We start from the raw sequence: 25,220 nt of genomic DNA on the forward strand, positions 1-25,220 counted from the left end.
CGGCCGGCCGTTGCCGCGTCTTAGCCTAGCATCGAGTCCAACCCTTCATCAACGCCCGATCGAGCACTGCGATAGGCCGAAAGCATCGCAATCGGATCGATGAACCGCCACGCCGGTAAACTGGAGGCGAACACCGTCATCAACGCCCCGCCACGGAGCGCCCAAAACACGTATCCGATCGAAAACACACTCATCCCCGCGCCCGCAGCCCCGACCATGACCATCGTCGGCGAGTCGTCTTCCTGCTCCTGAGGGTCATCCCACTGTGTCCAGACGATCGCTTGCTGCAAGTCCCGACGCAGTAATCGTTCAAGCTGCTGCATTTCCGGGGAATGACTGAGGGCCGAACTGGATGCCTCGCTCGAGACCGCATAGACACCATAGAGTTGTCGTTCGGCACGCAAAACCTCTTCCGGCAACCCCTCGTTGCCCGGCGGGCCGGCCCCACCGGACGCCCCATCGAGGTTGCCGTCCGATTTGATGCCTGAACCATGCAGCCCGGAAGCCGGTGCGATGCCGGGGCCTTCGCTGGATGTGATGGTCGCCTCGGAGGGATCGTTCGATGCTTCGAATTCTAAATCGGCCTCCGATGGCGTGTCCGCTTGCGATTCGGTCGCGCCCTGCGACTCGGGTTCGTCAGAATCTGGATCCGATGACGGGTCGCTCGTCGACGTCGCCTCGGCCGCGCTGATCGCCAGGCCGGCAAGCGGCACGTCCAGGACCACCTCGGCGAGGTTGCTCGAAAGCGCCCCGTCGGTCACCCGGTAGAAGAACGAGTCTTGGCCGAAGAAACTCGCGTTCGGCGTGTAGGTAAAATTGCCGCCTGGATCCAAGCTGAAGGTGCCGTTGGCCGGCGCGGCGACCAACACGATCGCGAGCGCATCGCCGTCAACGTCGGTGTCGTTGAAGATCACGCCCGCCACTGAGACCGTCAACGTTTCACCGATGCTCACCGTGAACGCTTCGCCGGTCGCCACGGGGGCTTCATTGACATCGCTGACATTGATCGAGCTTACCATCGTTGTCGTCGAACCGTCACTGCTGGTTCCACGCACCGTAATGGATTCCACGGCCGATGATTCGTGATCGAGCGCGGCGGCAACCTGAACCACCCCCGTCGCGGAATCGATCGAGAACTTCCCGCCGGCATCGTCATCGAGCGAATATGTGACGCTGGCGCCGGCGTCGGCATCGCTGGCCAGCGCGGTGATGCCGACAATGGTTCCAGACGCCGCATCTTCGGCGACGGTGTTGGCGGACGGATCAGAATCGACCAGCGCGGAAATCGCGTTGTCGTTGACGGGGGTCACCGTGATGACGAAGGTCCCGACGACGACCGTCGCACCGTCTTCACCGCCATCGGCAAGCGTAAACCCAAAGCTGTCACCGATGGTCTCGCTGTCGTCATGGCTGTACGTGACGTCTCCGTTATCCAGATCCGTCTGGGTAAAGCTATCACCGAGCGAGAGCGTCCCGAATCCCGCCAACGTCAGCGTCCCGTTGTCGACGTCGTCCGTGACGGTGTACGTCAATCCTGTGGAAGTGTCATCAGGATCACTGCCGGCGAGCATCCCCGAATTAATCGCGGTTCCCGTCGATCCTTCGGCAACCGTCATCCCTGTGTTGCTCACCAGGTTCGGCGAGTCATTGACTCCGGTGATGTCGACGTTGACCGTGCCGATCGTTTGGTCCGTCCCGCCACCGGACCCGGTGTTGCCGCCGTCGTTGATGACGACCTGGATCGTGTCGGCATCATTGCCGAAGGTATGCGGTGTGCCGTGCAGGTACTGGACGTTCGCCGGAGTATCTAAGAACGTGTTCAAATCGGCAAGCGTGCCGGTCAGGGTCAGTGTTCCCGTGCCGCTGCCGCCCACGGTGACTCCGCCACCGGTCGAAGCCGTCAGGCCTCCGCCGGTCGAAGTCGACAGCGTGACCGTCAGGTTGCCGCCGTTTTCATCGAGGTCACTCAGGTTCAGCGCCGACAGATCCACGTTGCTGCTAACGTCTTCGGTCACCGCGATGTCGCTCGGCAGGCCGGCGCCCGTCGGATCATCATTGGTTGCGGCGATCGAGATGTCACGGGTTTGTGTGTTCGAATTCACATCACCGTCGTTGACGCTGAACGAGACCGTACGTGTCGCCGTGGACGGATTGTCGCTCGTGTTGGTGTACGTGATACTCCGCAGCGCCGCTTCGTACTGAGCGAGAGTCGCGGTGCCCGTTAAAGTCAGCGTGCCGCTGCCGGCATTCCAAACCCCGCTGATCCCGTTCTGATCCACGAAGGTCAAGACATCCTGTCCGTTGGCGTAGTTGCCAGTGATTTGGACCACGGCCGATTCCAGGTTCGTGTCATCGACGTCGCTGAGGGCCAATGTGGAGGTGATCGCCACCGCGCCGTCATTTTCGGTGTAGGCCAGTGTGCTGCCTTCGATCGCTGCTTCCACCGGCGCGTCGTTGACGTTGCTGATCGTCCAGTTCAACGTGCTGCTGGTCGTCGTTCCTGCGCCGTCGTCGACGGTGAAATCAAAACTGTCCGATGAAGTTTGGCTGCCATCGTGGTCGTAGGTGATCAACCCCGCATCGATGTCGGCTTGGGTGAAGGTGTCGCTGACGTTCAACGCTGAACCAAGACGGTACAACGTCCCGTTGGTCGGCACCGCATCGACGGTGTAAACCAACTGCGTGTCGGTGTTGTCCACATCGGTGGTCTCCAACATTGCCGTGGTCACGTTGTTGCCGACGGAGCCTTCCGGAACCGTGTCGCCGGTGTTGGTCGCGAGCACCTGTTCGTCGTTGACCGCGGTGATGTCAACGTTGACCGTGCCGATCGTCTGATCCGTTCCGCCACCGGACCCGGTGTTGCCGCCGTCGTTGATGACGACCTGGATCGTGTCGGCATCATTGCCGAAGGTATGCGGTGTGCCGTGCTGGTACTGGACGTTCGCCGGGGTATCGAGGAACGTGTTCAAATCGGCAAGCGTGCCGGTCAGGGTCAGTGCACCCGTGCCAGATCCGCCGACCGTCACTCCGCCGCCGGTCGAAGCCGACAAGTCTCCGCCGGTCGAAGTCGACAGCGTGACCGTCAGGTTGCCGCCGTTTTCATCCAGGTCACTCAGGTTCAGCGCCGACAGGTCAACGTTGCTGCTGACGTCTTCGGTCACCGTGATGTCACTCGGCAGTCCGGCACCCGTCGGATCATCGTTGGTTGCCGCGATCGAGATGTCACGGGTCTGTGTGTTCGAATCCACGTCTCCGTCGTTGACCGTGAAGGCCACCGTACGCGTCGCCGTGGATGGATTGTCGCTGCTGTTGGTGTACGTGATGCTCCGCAGTGCCGTTTGATACTCGGCGATCGTTGCGGTTCCCGTCAAAGTCAACGTGCCGCTGCCGGCGTTCCAAACCCCGCTGATGCCGTTTTGGTCCACGAAGGTCAGCACATCCTGTCCGTTGGCATAATTGCCGGTGATCTGCACCACCGCTGATTCCAGGTTCGTGTCGTCGACGTCGCTTAAGGCCAGCGTTGACGTGATCGCCACCGCGCCATCGTTTTCGGTATAGGCCAACGTCGTGCCTTCGATCGAGGCTTCCACCGGAGCGTCGTTGACGGGGCCGACCGTCCAGTTGAACGTACTGCTGGTCGTCGTCCCCGCACCGTCGTCGACCGTGAAGTCAAAACTGTCGCTCGTCGTGCCGCTGCCATCATGATCGTACGTGATCAGCCCCGCATCGATATCGGCCTGGGTGAACGTGTCACTGACATTCAGCACGACGCCGCTTCGGTACAGCGTGCCGTTGGACGGCAAAACATCAACCGTGTAAACCAACTGATTATCGGTGTTGTCGATGTCCGTCGTTTCCAGCATCGCCGTGGTCACGGTGTTGCCGGTCGAACCCTCGCTGACCGTCTCACCGGCGTTGGTCGATAAGACCTGTTCGTCGTTGACTCCGGTGATGTCGACGTTGACCGTGCCGATCGTTTGATCCGTTCCGCCGCCGCTGCCGGTGTTGCCGCCGTCGTTGACGACCACTTGGATCGTGTCCGCATCATTGCCGAAGGTGTGTGGTGTGCCGTGCAAGTACTGGACGTTCGCCGGCGTGTCTAAGAACGTGTTCAAGTCGGCGAGCGTCCCGGTCAGGGTCAGTGTCCCCGTGCCACTGCCTCCCACGGTGACTCCGCCACCGGTCGATGCCGACAGGTCTCCACCGGTCGAAGTCGACAGCGTGACGGTCAAGTTGCCGCCGTTGTCATCCAGGTCACTTAAGTTCAGCGCCGACAGATCGACGTTGCTGCTGACGTCTTCGGTCACCGCGATATCGCTCGGCAGTCCCGTACCCGTCGGATCATCGTTCGTCGCGGCGATCGAGATGTCACGGGCCTGCGTGTTCGAATCCACGTCTCCGTCGTTGACGGTGAAGGCCACCGTTCGTGTCGCCGTGGACGGATTGTCGCTCGTGTTGGTGTACGTGATACTCCGCAGCGCCGCTTCGTACTGCGCCATCGTCGCGGTTCCCGTTAAAGTCAGCGTGCCGCTGCCGGCATTCCAAACCCCGCTGATCCCGTTCTGATCCACGAAGGTCAAGACATCCTGTCCGTTGGCGTAGTTGCCAGTGATTTGGACCACGGCCGATTCCAGGTTCGTGTCATCGACGTCGCTGAGGGCCAACGTCGATGTGATCGCCACCGCGCCGTCGTTTTCCGTGTAAGCGAGTGTGCTGCCTTCGATCGATGCTTCCACCGGCGCATCGTTGACGTTGCTGATCGTCCAGTTGAACGTACTGCTGGTCGTCGTTCCGGCGCCGTCGTCGACGGTGAAATCAAAACTGTCCGATGAAGTTTGGCTGCCATCGTGGTCGTAGGTGATCAACCCCGCATCGATGTCCGCTTGGGTGAACGTGTCGCTGACGTTCAACGCAACGCCGACACGATACAACGTCCCGTTGGTCGGCACCGCATCGACCGTGTAAACCAATTGCGAGTCCGTGTTGTCGACGTCGGTGGTTTCCAACATCGCCGTGGTCACGGTGTTGCCCACGGAGCCTTCCGGAACCGTGTCGCCGGTGTTGGTCGCGAGCACCTGTTCGTCGTTGACCGCGGTGACGGTGATGTTGAAGGTTCCCGTCGCCGGGGTCGCGCCGTCTTCACCACCGTCGGCGAGTGAGAAGCTGAACGCGTCGCTCGCGGTTTCGCTGCCGTCGTGGTCGTAGGTCACGTCACCGGCGTCGATATCGGCTTGGGTGAAGGTGTCGTTCAACCCCAAGGCGCCGAACCCGGCCAGGTACAGCGTGCCGTTGTCGGTCACGTCGGTGATCGTGTAGGTCAGTCCGGCGCCGCTATCATCGACGTCGCCTTCGTTGAGCATCGCGGTCGTGATCGCCGTTCCGGTGGAACCTTCCAGGACCGTCGTGCCGGTGTTGGTCGCGACCGTGGGCGATTCATTGACATCGGTGACCGTTACGGCGATCGCTTGGGTATCGGTGTCGATGCCGTCGGAAACCTGAATCGTCACGTCATAGACGTTGTCGCCACCGTTGTCGGTCGGCGATTCGAAGTTCGGCGCCGAAACGAACGTCAGCACGCCGGAATTGGAATCGATCGCGAATTTAGCCGAATCGAGCCCGCCGATGATGCTGTAGGTCAGCGTTTGTGATGGGACGTCGCCGTCGACCGCCGTCACCGTCGTGACCGCTGTTCCATTCTCTGCTGCATTGACGGAGGCTGTCGCGCCAGCGCCGTTGCTGGTGATTGTTGGCGCGGAGTTGGGAGTGTAGCCGACCTGAAGGCTGTCGATTTCGACGTTTCCGCCCGGCCCACCGCCTCCGACCGCAGTCACCAGGAAGCGGACCCGCGTATCGGCGGCGGTGTAAGCGGAGATGTCGATCGAGAGTGTTCCGGTCCCGACATTCGTGGAAGCATCTATGGTGGCAACGGTGTCGTAGTTGCTGCCCCCGTCTCCGGAGACTTGCAAGAGAATCGTACGCGCACCGGTCAAACTGTTCTTGTAGACCAAATCAAGCGACGCCGAGGACGCGCCGCTCAAATCGACCTGACGATAAACGTTGTCGTTGACGTTGTTGGCATTGATTCGGAGGTCACCTCCGCTGACTTTGATGTCGCCGGTTGTGGCGGATCCGTCGTCCGAATCCACCCATCCGGTGGACCAAGCTTCGCTACCATCGCTGTTGCTGTAGGAATCGACCTCAAAAAGATCGAGGAACTGTCCGTCATCGGCGGTATCTTGAACGGTGACGGCGATCGTCTGGGTATCGGTATAGGTGCCGTCACTGGCCTGAACGATCACATCGTAGACGTTGTTGGCTCCGACGTCGGTCGGGGATTCAAAGTCCGGAGCGGCGACGAACGTCAACACTCCGGTGCTTCCATCGATCGCGAACTTGGCGGAATCGACGCCGCCGATGATGGAGTAGGTCAGCGTCTCGGCGGGCAGATCGGCATCGCTGGCGACCACGGTCGACACGTACACGCTGTTTTCAAAAACGTTGATCGCTGCCGTTGCCGCGCCGCCGTCGGACGTGATGACCGGATTGTTGTCGTTCACCGCCGTGATGGTGAAGTTAAACGTTCCCGTCGCCGGGGTCGCGCCGTCTTCACCACCGTCGGCGAGTGAGAAGCTGAACGCGTCGCTCGCGGTTTCGCTGCCGTCGTGGTCGTAGGTCACGTCACCGGCATCGATGTCGGCCTGGGTGAAGGTGTCATTGAGTCCCAAGGCGCCGAACCCGGCCAGATACAGGGTCCCGTTGTCGGTGACGTCGGTGATGGTGTAGGTCAGCCCGGCACCGCTGTCATCGACGTCGCCTTCGTTGAGCATCGCGGTCGTGATCGCGGTGCCGGTGGCACCTTCCAAGACCGTCGTGCCGGTGTTGGTGGCGACGGTGGGCGCATCGTTGACAGCCGCGATCGAGATGCCGCGAGTTTGCGTATTGGAATTCAGGCTGCCGTCGTTAACGGTGAAGGCGACGGTCCGCGTCGCTGTGGACGGATTGTCGCTATTGTTGGTGTACGTGATGCTCCGCAGCGCCGCTTGGTACTGGGCAACGGTGGCCGTTCCCGTCAGAGTCATCGTGCCGCTGCCGGTGTTCCAGACGCCGCTGATCCCGTTTTGGTCGACAAAAGACAATACGTCCTGACCATTGGTGTAGTTCCCCGTGATCTGGACGACGGCCGATTCCAGATTCGTGTTATCACTGTCACTCAGCGCCAAGGTGGACGTGATCGCCACCGCGCCAGCGTTTTCGGTGTAGGCCAACGCGCCGCCCTCGATGGATGCTTCAACAGGAGCTGTATTGACAGCTGAGACGGTCCAGTTGAAGGTACTGCTGGTCGTCGTCCCGGCGCCGTCATCGACCGTGAAGTCGAACGAATCGCTTGATGTTTCACTGCCGTCGTGGTCGTAGGTGATCAATCCCCCGTCGACATCAGCCTGCGTGAAGGTGTCACTGACGTTCAACGCAACGCCGACACGGTACAGCGTTCCGTTGGTCGGCACCGCATCAACCGTGTAAACCAGTTGCGAGTCCGTGTTGTCGACGTCGGTAGATTCCAACATCGCCGTGGTCACGGTGTTGCCGATCGAGCCTTCGGGGACCGTGTCTCCGGTGTTGGTTGCGAGCGCTTGTTCGTCATTGACGGGATCGACAGTGATGTTGATGTTGTCGCTATCCGACAATCCGTTCCCGGCATCGGGCGTAACGTTCGCGTAGATCGAAATGTTGTAGCTATTGCTCGCGTACGTCCCGGTCCAACTTGTTGCAAACCCGCTGCTTGGATCGTAACTGCTGAAACGCGTTGTACCGCCCGTCGCCTCATAAAAATGAGCCGCCTCCTTTCCTGGCGCCCAGGCAATCCAATAATCGCCTGCGGTCAACGCTGTTGCCGGAAACGCAATCTGATACCAGCCGGTGCCGGGACTGAGTGATGCGACATTTTCGACCAACAGTGTCCCCGGTTCACCCGCAACATCGCTGTAGATGCCAAACCGAACGTCCTGGACTTTATCGATGTAAAGGTACGCCGCGATGCTGTCGACCCTCCCGTCGGTCGTGACAGAAAACTGTGTCGCCAGTTGTTCTTTGTCATGCACACCGGGAGTTTCTCCAGTGTCGAAAACTGTATCATTTCCGGCGATCTCAGGTGTGATGTCCGTCGCAGTGATTGCAAGGTCGGCAGCACCGTTGAAGTCCGGATCACCGACGAAACTCATGCCTTCCAAAGCGGTGTTGATGTCGACTTCGGTTCCTGTGAACGTCATCGTCACATCATTGGCTCCGTCACCCACCGAAAACGTCAATCCAGACGTGGTGGAGAGCGTCATTTCGCCATTGGTCGCCGTCAGCGTGACCTCGATGGGATTGCTGCCATCATCGCTGACTGAGATCGCATTTCCATTACCTACAGAGAAGACGAGCGACGTGTCTTCGTTGACATTTTGTGATCCAGGCACGCCGTTGACTGGCGCCTGGTTTCCTGTGATCGCGTAATTGATGCCGAATTCGGATGTGCTTCCGTAGGCGGCCAGATCGTCAATCCCGATCATTCCCGGCGTATCGATCCTGGTCGCAGTGGCGGTGACAAAGTCACCCGCACCCAATGTGACTCCGTAGAGCACGACACCTGAGAATGCCGCAACTCCGCTGCCATCCGTTGTGACGGTCGTCGTCCCCAGATAGTAACGGCCTTCGCCATTTGTTGCGTGTTGCGCACCGGACGCATTACCGTAGAACTCGATTCGGTACTGCGTGGAAACGCCATCGGTATCAAGTGATCCAGCGAGGGTCAACTCGTTGCCGAACATCTCCGCTTGCGTGATCAATGGGAAATTTTGATAGTTGTTTGGACCCGAGTCGCCGTCGTTCACGTCATTCTCGGTCACCCCATTGCCATCTTCGACTGAACCGCCTTGAAGATTGATTCCCAATGCACCGTTGCCATAGATTCGGTTGCGGACGAAAGAATTTCCGTCCCCAGCGGACGCGAACATCCGAATTCCGTTGGTCGAGTTGTATGCGATCGTATTGCCCGCATTTCCGGAAGTTCCTCCGATCAAAATTCCGGCGGCCGAGTTTTGCAACGTGATGCCATAGAAGCCCGTCGTCAAATCCAGCAATCCTTCGCTGTTGGTGCCAATGAAGTTTCCTTGGACAGAACTGCCAGAACTGTTGCCGCTGAGATTGATCCCGGTGACTGAATAACCCGCCACAATGTTCGACGCGGCGGCGGTCGTGCCCCCGATCGTTGTACCGGCGGCATCGAAAGCATTGATCCCGAAACTTCCACCGGAAAGTCGAGTATCGCCCGCCGCATTGGTCCCAATCGTGTTGCCGGCAATGGTCGTGTTTGACGTATTGCTGATGTCGATCCCGGTTTTGCCAAAGGCGGCATTGATCACGTTGCCATCGCCAGTCCCGACACCGCCAATCGTCGTGGCGCCTGTGGTACTCAGATAGATCGCGTCGTCCGTGTTCAGGATGCTCGCTGTTCCAGCAGCGTTCAGGCCGATGTAGTTTCCCGTGATGACCGAATCGGTCGCACTGAGGCCTGTGATTTGAATGCCGTAGGTGTCATTGCCGGAGATAACATTGTTGCGAATCTCCGTTGCAGAAGCATTGTTGACCGAGACACCTGCAACAGCATTGCCACGATCGAGCGTACCCGCATCATCTGTCCCGATCGAGTTGCCCGCCACGATGTTGTTCACGGTGCCCACATCGGATACGCGGACTCCGCTACCGAGATTTCCGCTGATGACGTTGCCTTCGAACGCATCATTGGAACTGTCGCTGTTTGTCCCGATGATATTTGTGGTGGCCGAACCGTAGAGATGGATGCCGTTGCCTGTATTCGCCCGGACCGTCACCCCGTCGCTACTCAAACCGACGGTATTCCCCCACACCCAGTTCCCCGCCGAACGATTTCGAATTTCGATTCCGTCACCACCGCTAGAACCGACGACATTGTTTCGGATGATATTATTGTCGGCGTTTTCGGATATCAGAATTCCGTCGTCGCCATTGCCCGCCGCTGCTCCTCCGGCGGTGAGACCGACCCAGTTGTCTTCGATCAGGTTGCCGTCGCCGAAGCCGGTGGAGCCATCGATCTCGATTCCTTGATTGGGGAAGTTGATGACGTTGAAGCCGCGAACAATACTGTCATTGGATCGAAGCACGATTCCGCCCGTGGCGTTGACCGCATTGGTACCGTCGAGGGTAATCAGTTGGCTGGCGCCTTGAGTGGACGCGTCCAAGACGACGGCATCGGTGATGGTCGGCAATCCACCTGCACCGACCATAATCGTTTGAGCCCCCGCACCGATTGCGAATTGGATCACGTCGGGCGTCGACACGTCGCTATTTTCCGTGTTGTTGGTCGCCCAAATCGCCTCACGCAACGAAATCAATCCGTCGGCACCTTTGTCGGCCAACAACGCGTCGATTGATGAGGCGTCGCCGTCCAGTACATCGTTGGACGTATCGACGGTTAGGACGTGAACGGTTGACAACTGTGACCCCGGCAAGAGATAGTCGACGGTCAACAACGGCTCCGTTCCCCCTTCCGAGCTTTCTAGATCAAAACCGTCGGTGCTGTTGCTGTTGATCAACGCCCATCCATAGTTTTCAGAAGCACCATCGACCCAGGCCTGGATACTGGATTCAAGCCCGGTGAAGGTCTTCACTCCCGTGCTGTCTGGATTGGAGAGTGTGGCGACCGCCACACTGGCCGCCTCGCCGCCATCGGTCGAGACGCCATTGGACATCGAATTCCAAGTGCTGGTTTCGTCCCACGCCCCATACATCTCATAGAGCGAAATATTGGCGCTACTGGCACTGCTGCTGGTGGCATTGACAACCAAACTCGCCGATGTGATGTAAGCGTCATCTGGAATCTGCGAAGCGCCCGTGCCGATGATCGAATCGAATCGAATCAACGCTTGTGATTCGTTCCCATTGTTCACATCTTGATCAGCCGAGAGCACGGTGGCATTGCCATAGCTGCTTGACGGATGATCCTCGTTCAATTCGGTGTCTTGGGTGCCGCTGTATCCGTTGGTATCGCCCTGCTGAAACGTGATGGTGTTGACGCCGGGTGCCGTATAGGTGATTTCAAGAACCGGACCAACCGTCCCTTCACGCGAGCCATACGTCGCCATGCGATTCCCACCGCCATCTGGACTGCCAACAAGGATGCCGTAGTTCTGCGCCGACCCGTCGATCCAATCCTGTGCCAGTGCAGTGACATCGAAATGGTGCTGCCCGATCGAACTGGTCGAGATCGTGTCGAGCGCCGTGGAATTGTAGGTCGCACCGCCGATGGACCATGGTGTTCCCAGGGACGCTTCATTCCAGGTTGCAGACGACTCCGACCACCCTTCCAACAATTGGTAGGCGCCAATGTTGAGTAATCCGCCGACGTCTGTGGCCTGCAACGTTAGCGTCGCGTTTGTAATCGTTGCTCCAACAGGAATGGAGCTCACGTTGAACTGCACCAATGCCCGTTGCAGGTCGGTCGATTCCCGGTCAATGGAAAGTGATCCGTCGCTGCCTTCATTAGTTGACGGATTACCCAGCTGAATATAGGTGTCTTGGACGGCTGAAAGTGTGGTCGTGGATAGCGACGATGAAACGCCATTGTAGTTGTAGAGTTCGGCGATATCAGTGCTGCTGAGCGCTCGGTCGTAAACACGCCCATCGTCAAGAAAACCATTAAAATGGCGAGTAAAATTCGAACCGTCGTACTTATCGACGCCCCAACTGCCGAAGTCCAGTTGTGAAACGTCATCAAAAAACACGTTCGTTGATGCGGAACCCACGTCGTAAGTCACGCCAATTTGTTCCGTTCCGTTGATATACAATTTGTTCCCGCCGCTGTTGACGGTTACCGCGACGTGAGTCCACGTGTTTTGAGCGATCGCGCCGGGCGTCGTGTGAACATCGACAAGCGTCGTGTTTCCTTCGCGAACGTAGAAGTCCAACGATCCGTCAGCATCACGAAACAGCGCCAGTCGCGAGTCAGAATCGCCACTGTCGGACATCTCGAAGATGACGTCGCGGTCGTTGACGTCGTGATACACCCAAACCGCGATGGTGCCTTCAGTGAGATTGTCGAAATTCGTCGCGTGCGGACTGAAGTCGACGTAGTCGTTGGACCCATCCAAGCTGAGCTTGCCGTCACCGATCTGGTTGGTACCTGAGTTGGTGTCGACCAAAGCACCATTGGTGAGCGTACCGTCATGGTTGTTTCCGCTACTATCACTTGCATCGCTATCAAACGTATGGTGAAGGACCAGGTTGGACGCGATGTCCAGCGTGGCACGCCATGAGCTTTGTGACGCGAATCCGAATGCCACATCGGTCGACACATCGCCGACTCTAAATTCCAAGTCCCAGTCGCCACCAAGAGAATGATGTCCCGTTGCATCGTCGCTTGCTGCAACATCACATTCACAGAGATCGGCGAGCGCCTCGATCAGATAGCGTCCTTCTGACGTGCTTGCCAGGTCACAACCGTAGATCAATAGATCGGCGTCCGTGTCCAGTGATCCCGCCCAAGCCGCGATCTGACCGGCATAGGCGTTCGCCGAGTTTTGATCCAACTGCGTGTTGCCGAGCTGGATTCCGTCGCCATTGCCGTGGCTGAGGAGGTGGATCGCATTGACACCGGACAGATTGCCCAGTGTTTGTGAGATTTGCGCGATCCCGTCTTTGTCGGAAGACAAATGAATGATCGACCACTGCGTGCCGTCATCAGAATTGTCACGCAACCCCGCCAGCAATGTCTCGGCGTTCTCGACTCCCGCGTCGACGAAGACGATTTCCAGCGGACGTGACGGATCAAAATTTGGTGTGTCGACCCAATCGCTTGATTCAACGACGGGTGGCTCTGCGTCGGTTGGGGTAGCGGGATGGGCTCCGAATATATCGTCCGACGTAGCGGCCGATCCTGAATCGAGCATCTGCGTCATCAGCGCGTCGAGGATCTCAAGGTCAGGGTTGGCGGGCGCATCATCAGCATCAAACCCGTCTGCGCTGAGGAGAATTCGGTCTTCCAACAGATAAAAGTCAAAAACGCGTTGTTTTTTCGGAGCGGACAAGGTTGTGAATCCAATCTGACGTTTCGTGCCCGGTGAAAACGAGACTCCTGCCCCCGCCTCGGTCTTCGTTGGTTACCACCCAACCCTATGTCATGATCAAAACGCTGTGCGATGGCGCGAATGCGCCAAAGTGTATTGCGGGACAACCGCCTAGCGAGTCGGTGCTGGTTGTCGCGGTCGGCCGGTCATTGAGGGTTGCAACAGATGAAACGCTCCGGAGAGACTTCCTCAATCCGGGCACTCACTTCCGACCTCTGAGCAACGATTCGAGCCCCTCGTCGGCCGCGCCGAGCGAACTTCGATAGGCCGACAGCATCGCGATCGGGTCAATAAACCGCCAGGCCGGCAAGCTTGATGCGAAAACCGTCATCAACGCACCGCCGCGCAGGGCCCAAAAAACGTATCCGATTGAGAACACGCTCATCCCCGCACCGGCGGCACCGACCATCACCAGCATCGGAGAATCCTCTTCTTGCTGGTCGGGATCATCCCACTGTGTCCAGACGATCGCTTGCTGCAAGTCCTGACGCAACAACCGCTCAAGCTGCTGAAGTTCGGGAGCATAGCGGAGCGTCAGATTCGTAGCGTTGTCGGTGACCGCGTAGACGCCATAGAGTTGTCGCTCGGTCTGAATCAAACCATCGCGCAGCTGGCCGTCTGCCTCCGCGCCGCCGCCATGGGGATTCTGCCCCAGACGTCCGTCCGGTTTTTCGGTCGTCCCTGCCGGGGCAGTCACCGTCGCAGTTGCCGCGTCAGAGCTTCCAGCGGATTCTTCAACCTGTGTTTCCAATTCCGATGCCGGGTCACCGTCTGAGGCACTTGTGCTCTCGGAATCCAGTCCCGAGGTCGGATCGGACGCAGGTTCGTCGGACTGGGACGCCCCGGCCCCGCTGGTCGCTGCCGCAGCAAGGGGGACTTCGAGGACCGCTTCGACAACATTGCTCGACAGGGTCCCGTCGGTCACACGATAAAAGAAGGAATCTTGTCCAAAGAAACCAGCATTGGGAGTGTAAGTGAATCCGCCACCGGGAGCCAATGTGAATGCGCCCTGAGTCGGTGTGGTGACCAACACGACCGCCAACGCGTCACCATCGATGTCGGTGTCATTGAAGATCAAACCCGTCACTGCGACCGTCAACGTTTCGCCGGAATTCACCGTGAACATCTCTCCGGTCGCCGTGGGCGCCTCATTGACATCGCTGACGTTGATCGAGCTGGTCATCGTTGTCGTCGAACCGTCACCACTGGTCCCACGCACGGTAATGGTTTCGACGGCCGAGGTTTCATGGTCGAGTGCTGCGGCAACGCGAACCAGCCCCGTCAGCGTCTCGATCGAAAATCGACCGCCGGCATCGTCGTCGAGCGAATACGTGACGTTGTCTCCCGAGTCAGCGTCGCTGGCCAGCGCGGTGATCCCGACGATCGTTCCGATCACTGCATCTTCGGCGACGGTGTTCGCCGACGGATCGGAGTCGACCAAGGGTGTGATCGTGTTGTCATTGACCGGAGTCACCGTGATGGTGAAGGTTCCGGTGATCGCCGACGCACCGTCTTCACCACCGTCGGCGAGCGAAAAGTCAAAGGCGTCACCGATCGTCTCGCCGTCGTCGTGGCTGTACGTGACGTCTCCGTTGTCAAGATCCGCTTGAGTGAAGGTCGCACCCAACCCCAACGTGCCGAACCCGCTCAGGGTCAACACCCCATTGTCGGTCGCATCGGTGATGGTGTAGACCAGACCCGCACCAGCATCGTCCACGTCCGCGCCGTTGAGCATCGCAGAAGTGACCACGGCCCCGATGGATCCTTCCGCAACCGTCATGCCTGTGTTGGCAGACAGGGTCGGCGAATCGTTGACCGCGGTGATGTCGACGTTGACCGTGCCGATCGCCTGGTCCGTTCCGCCGCCGCTGCCGGTGTTGCCGCCGTCGTTGACGACCACTTGGATCGTGTCGGCGTCGTTGCCGAAGGAGTGTGGTGTGCCGTGCAAGTACTGAATGTTGGCCGGCGTGTCCAGGAACGTGTTCAAGTCGGCCAGCGTGCCGGTCAGGGTCAGCGTGCCGGTGCCCGATCCCCCCACGGCCACCCCGCCGCCGGTCGATGCCGAAAGATCACCACCCGTCGAAGTCGACAGCGTGACCGTCAGGCTAGCACCGTTGGCATCTAGGTCCGCCAGGTTCAGCGCCGACAGGTCGACGTTGCTGCTGATGTCTTCGGTGACCGTGATGTCGCTCGGCAATCCGCCTGCGTTCGTCGGATCATCGTTGATCGAGGCGACCGAGATGTCACGGGTCTGCGTGTTCGAATCCACATCACCGTCGTTGACCGTGAAGGCCACCGTTCGTGTCGACGTGGACGGATTGTCGCTTGTATTGGTGTACGTGATGCTCCGCAGTGCCGCTTCGTACTGGGCGAGAGTCGCGGTGCCCGTTAAAGTCAGCCTGCCGCTGCCGGCGTTCCAAACCCCGCTGATGCCGTTCTGATCGACGAACGTCAGCACATCCTGGCCGTTGGCGTAGTTCCCGGTGATTTGGACCACCGCCGATTCCAGGTTCGTGTCATCGACATCGCTCAGGGCCAGCGTCGCGGTGATCGCCACCGCGCCGTCGTTTTCCGTGTAAGCGAGTGTGCTGCCTTCGATCGATGCTTCCAGCGGCGCATCGTTGACGTTGCTGATCGTCCAGCTGAACGTACTGCTGGTCATCGTCCCCGCACCGTCGTTGACGGTGAAATCGAAACTGTCCGATGAAGTTTGGCTGCCGTCGTGATCGTAGGTGATCAACCCCGCATCGATGTCCGCTTGGGTGAACGTGTCACTGACGTTCAACGCAACGCCGACACGGTACAGCGTCCCGTTGGTCGGCCCCGCATCGACGGTGTAAACCAATTGCGAGTCCGTGTTGTCCACATCGGTGGTTTCCAACATTGCCGTGGTCACCGTGTTGCCGACGGAGCCTTCCGGAACCGTGTCACCGGTGTTGGTCGCTAGGACCTGCTCGTCGTTGACCGCGGTGATGTCAACGTTGACCGTGCCGATCGTCTGATCGGTTCCACCGCCGGACCCCGTGTTTCCACCGTCGTTGACGACGACTTGGATCGTGTCAGCGTCATTGCCGAAGGTGTGTGGTGTGCCGTGCAGGTACTGGATGTTCGCCGGCGTGTCCAGGAACGTGTTCAGATCGGCAAGCGTACCGGTCAGGGTCAGTGTGCCCGTGCCGCTTCCTCCCACGGTGACTCCGCCACCGGTCGAAGCCGTCAGGTCACCGCCGGTCGAAGTGCTGAGTGTGACGGTCAGGTTGCCGCCGTTCTCATCCAGGTCACTCAGGTTCAGCGCCGACAGATCGACGTTGCTGCTGACGTCTTCGGTCACCGTGACGTCACTCGGCAGGCCCGTACCCGTCGGGTCATCGTTCGTCGCGGCGATCGAGATGTCACGGGTTTGTGTGTTCGAATCCACATCGCCGTCATTGACCGTAAAGGCCACCGTACGCGTCGCCGTGGACGGATTGTCGCTGCTGTTGGTGTAGGTGATGCTCCGCAGCGCCGCTTCATACTGCGCCACCGTCGCCGTGCCGGTCAGGGTCAACGTGCCGCTGCCGGCGTTCCAAACGCCGCTGATCCCGTTTTGGTCGACGAAGGTCAGAACATCCTGGCCGTTGGCATAATTGCCCGTGATCTGGACGACGGCTGATTCCAGGTTCGTGTCGTCGACGTCGCTCAGCGCCAAGGTCGACGTGATCGCCACCGCGCCGCCGTTTTCGGTGTAAGCCAGCGTGCTGACTTCGATCGACGCTTCTACAGGAGCATCGTTGACTGCCGAGACCGTCCAATTGAAGGTGCTACTGCTCGTCGCTCCGGCGCCGTCATCGACAGTGAAGTCAAAACTGTCCGATGAAGTTTGGCTGTCGTCGTGATCGTAAGTGATCAAGCCACCATCGATGTCAGCCTGCGTGAACGTGTCACTGACGTTCAAAACAACCGCATTGCGATACAGCATGCCGTTGGTCGGCACCGCATCGACGGTGTAAACCAATTGGCTGTCCAGGTTATCCACGTCGGTGGTTTCCAACATGGCAGTCGTCACGGTGTTGCCGGTGGAACCCTCGATGACCGTGTCGCCGGTGTTGGTCGCGAGAACCTGCTCGTCGTTGACCGCCGTGATGTCGACGTTGACCGTGCCGATCGTTTGATCCGTTCCGCCGCCGCTGCCGGTGTTGCCGCCGTCGTTGACGACCACTTGGATCGTGTCGGCGTCGTTACCGAAGGTGTGTGGCGTTCCGTGCAGGTACTGAATGTTAGCCGGCGTGTCCAGGAACGTGTTCAAATCGGCAAGCGTCCCGGTCAACGTCAGTGTGCCCGTGCCCGATCCGCCCACGGTGACTCCGCCGCCGGTTGAAGCCGTCAGGTCACCGCCGGTCGAAGTCGACAGCGTGACGGTCAGGTTACCGCCGTTTTCATCCAGGTCCGCCAGGTTGAGTGCCGACAGATCGACGTTGCTGCTGACGTCTTCGGTCACCGCGATGTCGCTCGGCAGTCCGGCGCCCGTCGGATCATCGTTCGTCGCCACGATCGAGATGTCACGGGTCTGCGTGTTGGAATCCACATCGCCATCGTTGACGGTGAAGGCCACCGTACGCGTCGTGGTGGAAGGGTTGTCGCTGCTGTTGGTGTACGTGATGCTCCGCAGTGCCGCTTCGTACTGAGCCACCGTCGCGGTGCCAGAGAGCGTCAGCGTGCCGCTGCCGGCGTTCCATACCCCGCTGATGCCGTTCTGATCGACGAAGGCCAATACATCTTGACCGTTGGCGTAGTTCCCCGTGATCTGGACCACCGCCGATTCCAGGTTCGTGTCATCGACATCGCTCAGGGCCAGCGTCGAGGTGATCGCCACCGCGCCGTCGTTTTCCGTGTAAGCGAGTGCGCTGCCTTCGATCGATGCTTCCAGCGGGGCGTCGTTGACGTTGCTGATCGTCCAGTTGAACGTACTGCTGGTCGTCGTTCCTGCGCCGTCGTCGACGGTGAAATCAAAACTGTCCGATGAAGTTTGGCTGCCATCGTGATCGTAGGTGATCAGCCCCGCATCGATGTCGGCCTGGGTGAAGGTATCATTGACGTTCAACGCAACGCCGAGACGGTACAACGTCCCGTTGGTCGGCACCGCATCGACGGTGTAGACCAACTGCGTGTCCGTGTTGTCCACATCGGTGGTCTCCAACATCGCCGTGGTCACGGTGTTGCCCACGGAGCCTTCCGGGACCGTGTCGCCGGTGTTGGTCGCGAGCACCTGTTCATCATTGACCGCCGTGATATCGACGTTGACCGTGCCGATCGTTTGATCGGTTCCGCCGCCGCTGCCGGTGTTGCCGCCGTCGTTGACGACCACTTGGATCGTGTCGGCGTCATTGCCGAAGGTGTGTGGCGTGCCGTGCAAGTACTGAATGTTGGCCGGCGTATCCAGGAACGTGTTCAAGTCCGCCAGCGTGCCGGTCAGGGCCAATGTTCCCGTACCAGATCCGCCGACAGTCACCCCGCCTCCGGTCGAAGCCGACAGGTCACCGCCGGTCGAGGTGGTGAGCGTGACGGTCAGGTTGCCGCCGTTCTCATCGAGGTCCGCCAGGTTCAGCGCCGACAGATCGACGTTGCTGCTGACGTCTTCGGTCACCGTGATGTCGCTCGCCAGTCCGGCGCCTGTCGGATCGTCATTGGTCGCCGCGATCGAGATGTCGCGGGTTTGTGTGTTCGAATCCACGTCTCCGTCGTTGACCGTGAAGGCCACCGTCCGTGTCGCCGTGGACGGGTTATCGCTCGTGTTGGTGTACGTGATGCTCCGCAGTGCCGCTTGGTACTGGGCGATCGTCGCGGTGCCAGTCAGGGTCAGCGTGCCGGCGCCCGCATTCCAAACCCCGCTGATGCCGTTTTGGTCCACGAACGTCAGCACGTCTTGGCCGTTGGCGTAGTTCCCCGTGATCTGGACCACCGCCGATTCCAGGTTCGTGTCGTCGACGTCGCTCAGCGCCAGCGTCGAGGTGATCGCCACCGCGCCGTCGTTTTCCGTGTAAGCGAGTGTGCTGCCTTCGATCGATGCTTCCAGCGGGGCGTCGTTGACGGCGGTGACGGTGAAGTTGAACGTTCCCGTCGCCGGTGTCGCGCCGTCTTCCCCTCCGTCGGCCAATGAGAAACTGAACGCATCGCTCGCGGTTTCGCTGCCGTCGTGGTCGTAGGTCACGTCGCCGGCATCGATGTCGGCTTGAGTGAAGGTGTCGTTCAATCCCAAGGCACCGAATCCGGCCAGGGACAGCGTGCCGTTGTCGGTCACGTCGGTAATCGTGTACGTCAACCCCGCGCCGCTGTCGTCGACGTCACCTTCGTTGAGCATCGCCGTGGTAATCGCCGTCCCGGTCGAGCCTTCCAGCACCGTCGTTCCGGTATTGGTGGCGACGGTCGGCGCGTCGTTCAAGTCATTGACGTTGACGGTGAGTGTTTCGTCGTAATAGTTCAATGCGGAGTCCGTCACGCGAACGGTCACACTGTAGGACGATTTGGATTCGTAGTCCAGGATTCCGTCGTCGAGTACCAGTTCGTCGCTCGAGACGCCTCCGATGGAGAAGTTCGCTGCGTCGGCGCCGCCGACAATCGAATAAGTGAAGGTCTCGCCCGCATCGACATCCGAAGCGGTCAACGTGGCGACGCTGACTCCGCCGGAGGTGTCGGTGAATTCATTGACCGAAGGGCTATTGGGCGCGATATCGGTGGGCGACTGGTTGTTCGGAAATGCCGCGATGGCGGTGATTTTCTCGGCTCCGGCACTCAATCCGATGTCCGAACCGTCCATCAGCAGAGCTGCCGTGGCGGCACCATTGCCTGCTCCGGCAACCAATGTGGTCTGCGTGACCGACAAGGCAACCATGTCGTGCTTTTTGACGGCAAGCGTGTTGCTGCCGACGTCCGAATCGCGTTCGACCGAGACGACGATCGTCCCCGCCAGAATGGTATGCCCGCCGACGATCGTGTTGGTCTCATAGAGTTCGACGCCGTTGATTTTTTCGGAGAAACCGAGGTTGGTATCGGAGCCATCGAGCAGCGTCTGCAGCGTGCCACTTGTCGTTCCCACACCAACATCGGTCGTTTCAAACAACAACAAAGACGTGTCCAGCCCGACCGCATCGGTGGTCAGCAAGAAATCACCGGCTTGCAGCGTGGTGTCTCCGACTGTCGTGTTTTGTTCGACCAGCGAGATCCCTCGCACGTCGGCACCAACCGGATCCTCCAACAACAGATAGAAACTGCCCGATGAATAGTCGCCAGCCGTGTCGGCACGGAACACGATGACGTCATTCGCCGTGATCGCCAGCGTGTTGGTGCTGACCAGCGTTTCGTTGTCCCTGGTCGAAAACAGCACGTCGCCTTCGAGCAGATTGAAGTTGGAGCTGCCAACTTGGAGATCAGCGGTGACGTAGTGCAGCGCGTCGATCTTGGTGTCACCGCCGAAGGTGTCGAGATTGAACACCGACGTCGCGGTTCCGGAGGTCGTCCCGCTGACCGGTTCCAGCAACAGGTCCGGGTCGCCCAGGCGGAGTACTTCTCCGGCGGTCCAGGAGTTGAGGCCCGCGGCACCTTTGGAATTCACGTCACCGTCGGTGCTGAACCAAAACGCGGTGTCGTTGGCGGCGGCCACGAATTCCGGTGGGTTCTGATCCCACAGGAACACGAAGGGCTGAACAGTCGTTTCGCCCGTGTTGTTTTCGACTTCATTGCGTTCGCTCCAACTCGATCCGTCCCACAACGGATTGTTCAGGTCTCCTCCCGCATCGAGCGCGGTCAGCATGATCTGATTCGTTTCGGGACGACTGGTCAGCGTGAGCGTCCGCACATCATCTTTAAGATCGACTCCTTGTGTCTCCGCTGACCAGCCTCCGCCGCTGTCCCAGGTGCGATAACTAAAGCGGTTGTGGTTCTCGGAATACACGGCCAACAGATCACCCGACTGGGATTCAAACGCGACGGCGACACTCAGGAAGGTGTTGTCGTTCTCCGCCGTGGATGCGAGCAGTTTGTCGCCCCAGGTGCTTCCGTCCCAGACGGCCAGCCAGGTTTCGTTGTTGGCGGTATGGGCGGCAAAGGCGATCCGATCCGAGTTCGGGTCCGAAGCCACGTTGGTCCAGGTCACTTGTCCCGTCACACCACCGGGCGGTGTGATCGATTGTTGGGCAGACCAGGTACCGCCGTCCCAAACGCGATACAAAGCGTTGGCGGTGTTGTCGCCGTAGACCACCATCGCGTCGCCGCTTTGGGATTCGTAGGTCACGAAGACTTCGGTGTTGCTGGTTCCGGCGGTCGTGGTCAGGGTTTGAGCATTCCCCCAGGCGTTGCCGTCCCAGACCAGGGCGTAATCCTGGTTGGCGGCGTTGCTAACGACCAGCACCATTTCATCGGATCCGACATCGGAAGCGAAACGCATCTGCTCGGCTTCGCCCGCGAGCGGTGTGCTAATTGTGTTGGTTGCCGACCACGCCGTTCCGTTCCAAACCCGATAGGACAGTCCGTCGGTGCCCGTCGTGCCGTTGTTCCAGACCAGCACGGCATCCCCGCTGATCGATTCGTACTCGATGGCGAATCCCCACTTGGTGGAGTCGGAGACGGTGGCAAAATCATTGAAGGTAAAGGCCGTCCAGCTGGAGCCGTCCCACATTTGGCCGCTCAAATTGCCGGCTGCGTCCACGCCGATGACAATCTTTTCGTCTCGGTCGGGTGACTCCGCTCCATCGATGACGCGCCACGGACCGCCGATGTCGGCAGTGTTGACTTCGATACTGAAATCGTTGCCGTTGAAATCGGCGGCCAGCGGAGTCGACACGCCGTTTTCCGACCAGATCACGGTGGAGGGACCGTCGAATGAGGTGTCGGTGACGTTCAACACCGTCACACTGATCGTCTGGACGGTACTGCCTGTCGTTCCGTCACTGGCGGTGACCTGGACTTCGTAGATGTTGTCACCCTCGACGTCCAATGGATTTTCGTAGTCGGGCGGACTGATGAACGTTAAGACGCCGGAGTTGGTATCGATCGAGAAAAAGGCCTGATCGGCGCCTCCGCTGATCGAATACGTCGGCGTGGCAGCTTCGGGGTCCGTGGCGGTGACCGTCAACACAGCAGTCTGATTCTCGTCCACCGCGACGGTGTTGGGTGACGTGATGAGCGGATCATCGTTGACGGGCGTGACGGTGAAGTTGAAGGTTCCCGTCGCCGGGGTCGCCCCGTTTTCCCCGCCGTCGGCCAGTGAGAAACTGAACGCGTCGCTGGTGGTTTCGCTGCCGTCGTGGTCGTAGGTGACGTCACCGGCGTCGATGTCGGCTTGCGTAAACGTGTCGTTCAGCCCCAACGCGCCAAACCCGGCCAGGTACAGCGTACCGTTGTCGGTCACGTCGGTGACGGTGTAGGTCAATCCCACCCCGCCGTCGTCGACGTCGCCTTCGTTGAGCATCGCGGTCGTGATCGCGGTGCCGGTCGCACCTTCGAGCACCGTCGTACCGGTGTTGGTCGCGACCGTGGGCGCATCGTTGACGGCCGCGATCGAGATGTCGCGCGTCTGCGTGTTAGAATCCAAGTTGCCGTCGTTGACGGTAAAGGCGACGGTCCTGGTCGCCGTGGACGGATTGTCGCTGGTGTTGGTGTAGGTGATGCTGCGCAGTGCGGTTTCGTACTGAGCGATGGTCGCCGTTCCCGTCAGCGTCAGCGTTCCGCTGCCGGCGTTCCAGACACCGCTGATGCCGTTTTGATCGACGAAGGTCAGCACATCCTGTCCGTTGGCATAATTGCCGGTGATTTGCACGACGGCCGATTGCAGATCGGTGTCGTCGCTGTCGCTCAGGGCCAGAGTGGACGTGATTGCAATCGCGCCATCATTTTCAGTATAGGCCAGTGTGCTGCCTTCGATCGATGATCCCACGGGGGCAACCGGAGCAAGGTACTGGACGCTCAACTCGGGTCGCAACGAGGCACTGGCCTCTTCCGAACTGTCGAAGTCGAATCCGTTGGAATTGTCGTTAAACAACGCCCAACCGTGATTCGTGCTTCCGTCGGACCAGGTTTGTAGCGCGTCCTCCAAACCGGTGATCGTGTACCATCCAGTTGTGCTCAGATCCGTGACCGATCCGTCTGCCACTGCGACGTACTCGGTGCCCGACTGTAGTCCGCTGCCGAGCGAGTTGTAGGTCGAGGATTCGCTCCAGGAAGTCAGCATTTCATGAAGGGATAATGTCCCGGCAGCGTCGCCCGTAGTGACGCCGTTGATCGTCAGGCTCGCCGACACGATGGTCGAGCCGAGCGGGATTTGCCCGGGACCATTGCCAAAAAGACTATCAAATTGAATCAATCCGACACTCTCAAATCCGTTGGCGTGGTCGTCATCGACGGCAATTGAAGCATCGTTGCCGTACGACGTGTCGGGCGAATCGCCGTTGAAACTGGTGTCCTGTGTTCCGGTATAGCCTCCGACCCCCTCGCGGAACGACGTGCTTTCGTAGGACATCGAGTTGATCGACACCCCGGCGGCGGCCCAGTTGTCGCTGCCGCTCCAGGTCCAGTCCATCACCACCGAGGCGGCGCCGGCTTCGGTGCTGCCGCCGCCGTTGATGTCGGGCCCGCCGATCAGATCCCAGGCTTCCGTTTGGCCGGCACCCGGAACGAGATCGTAGTTAGTGGAATCGTCTACCGCGATGGCCGCAAACACCAGGTCGTCGGTCGCCGAACTGACGGTGACCGATCCGCTGCCTCCAACCCCTGATCCGGAGGCGAAGGTCCCCAGCGGATTGAATTTGTCGACGCCGGTAAACGTCATCACGCCCGCCGTGTTGCCATCGGAGGTGCCGGTGAGATTGATGTCAACGTTGTACGTACCGACATCGGGTGCGACCAGCGACCAAATTTCGACACGGGCGTCGCCGTCGACACGTGTCCCGACCAGACTGAGCGAATCGCCGTTGTAGGTGATTGACGAAACTTGATCCGCACCGGCCAAGTTGATCGAGACGCCGACCAGCATCAAGCGATCGGAACCGGAGGTGGTGTGCGAGACGACGAAATCGCTGCCGCTGCTGGTACCCGTTGAGGTCGCGTCCACCGCCGCCGCGAAGACATGTTGCCATGCATGCTGCGTTTGCGAATCAAACGCGATTTGGGTCTCGATCGAACCGACCGCGTACTCCAGGTCCCAGTCGCCGCCGAGCGATTGATGCCCGGTTAAATCGTCGCTGGCCGCGACATCGCAATCGCAGACCGCGGCCAACATCTCAATCAACTCGCGTCCAGAATCGGTGGACGCCAAATCGCATCCATAGATCAGCAGATCGGCGTCCGCGTCGAGTGCGTTTTGCCACCCGGCGATCGAACCGGCATGAGCGATCGCGGTGTTCTGGTCCAGTCGCGTGTCGCCGAGTTGGATTCCGTCCCCATCGCCGTGGCTGAGGATGTGGATCGCATCCACGCCAGACAACTCCGCCAGGGTCTGTGAGATTTGGGCGATCCCGTTTTCGTCAGCAGACAGACGAACGATCACCCACTGCGTGCCGTCAGCCGACGGGTCGCGCAGCCCCGCCAGCAGCGTCTCGGCGTCCTCCACGCCAGCGTCGACGAAGACAACTTCCAGCGGGCGTGACGGATCAAATTCTGGCGTGTCGACCCGATCGTTTGATTCGACGTGATCCGGTGCTGCGTCGGCTGAGTCGAAGTGATCAACGCCGAACAACGCGTCCGAAGCAGCGACTGATCCCGATTCGAGCATCTGGCCCATCAACGCGTCAAGCAGTTCGACATCCCGATGAACGGGCGCATCACCAGCATCGAGACCGTCTGCACTAAGCAGAATTCGGTCTTCCAACTGGTAGAAGTCAAAAACGCGTTCGTTCTTTTGAACAGGCAAAGTCGGGGATCCAATCGAACACAACGGGACCGGTGAAAACGAAACCTTGCGTCCTCCGGGACGCTCGCGATTCACCTCTCCAACCTACGCCGGGCGGCGGATCGTTGGGCAAGGATCGGTCGTGTCGGGAATCGATGCAGGAAAACAGCCATCTCGCTTTGACGCGACCGTAACGATCACTCCAATCTGGACGCTTTTGCATG

Annotated in this window: 2 protein-coding genes; both read right to left on the reverse strand. The window is 59.6% G+C overall.

The window, feature by feature from the left end; all coding sequences use genetic code 11:
* Nucleotides 1–20: 20 nt before the first annotated feature.
* Entirely contained in the window at nt 21–13,103 is a 13,083-nt protein-coding gene (locus tag Enr13x_RS33795) for a cadherin-like domain-containing protein (RefSeq protein ID WP_145391303.1), read from the reverse strand.
* A gap of 241 nt (nt 13,104–13,344) precedes the next feature.
* Entirely contained in the window at nt 13,345–25,017 is an 11,673-nt protein-coding gene (locus Enr13x_RS33800; RefSeq protein WP_145391305.1) for a cadherin-like domain-containing protein, read from the reverse strand.
* Nucleotides 25,018–25,220: the final 203 nt, after the last annotated feature.

The organism is Stieleria neptunia (assembly GCF_007754155.1).
In the GTDB taxonomy this organism is placed as follows: Bacteria; Planctomycetota; Planctomycetia; order Pirellulales; family Pirellulaceae; genus Stieleria; species Stieleria neptunia.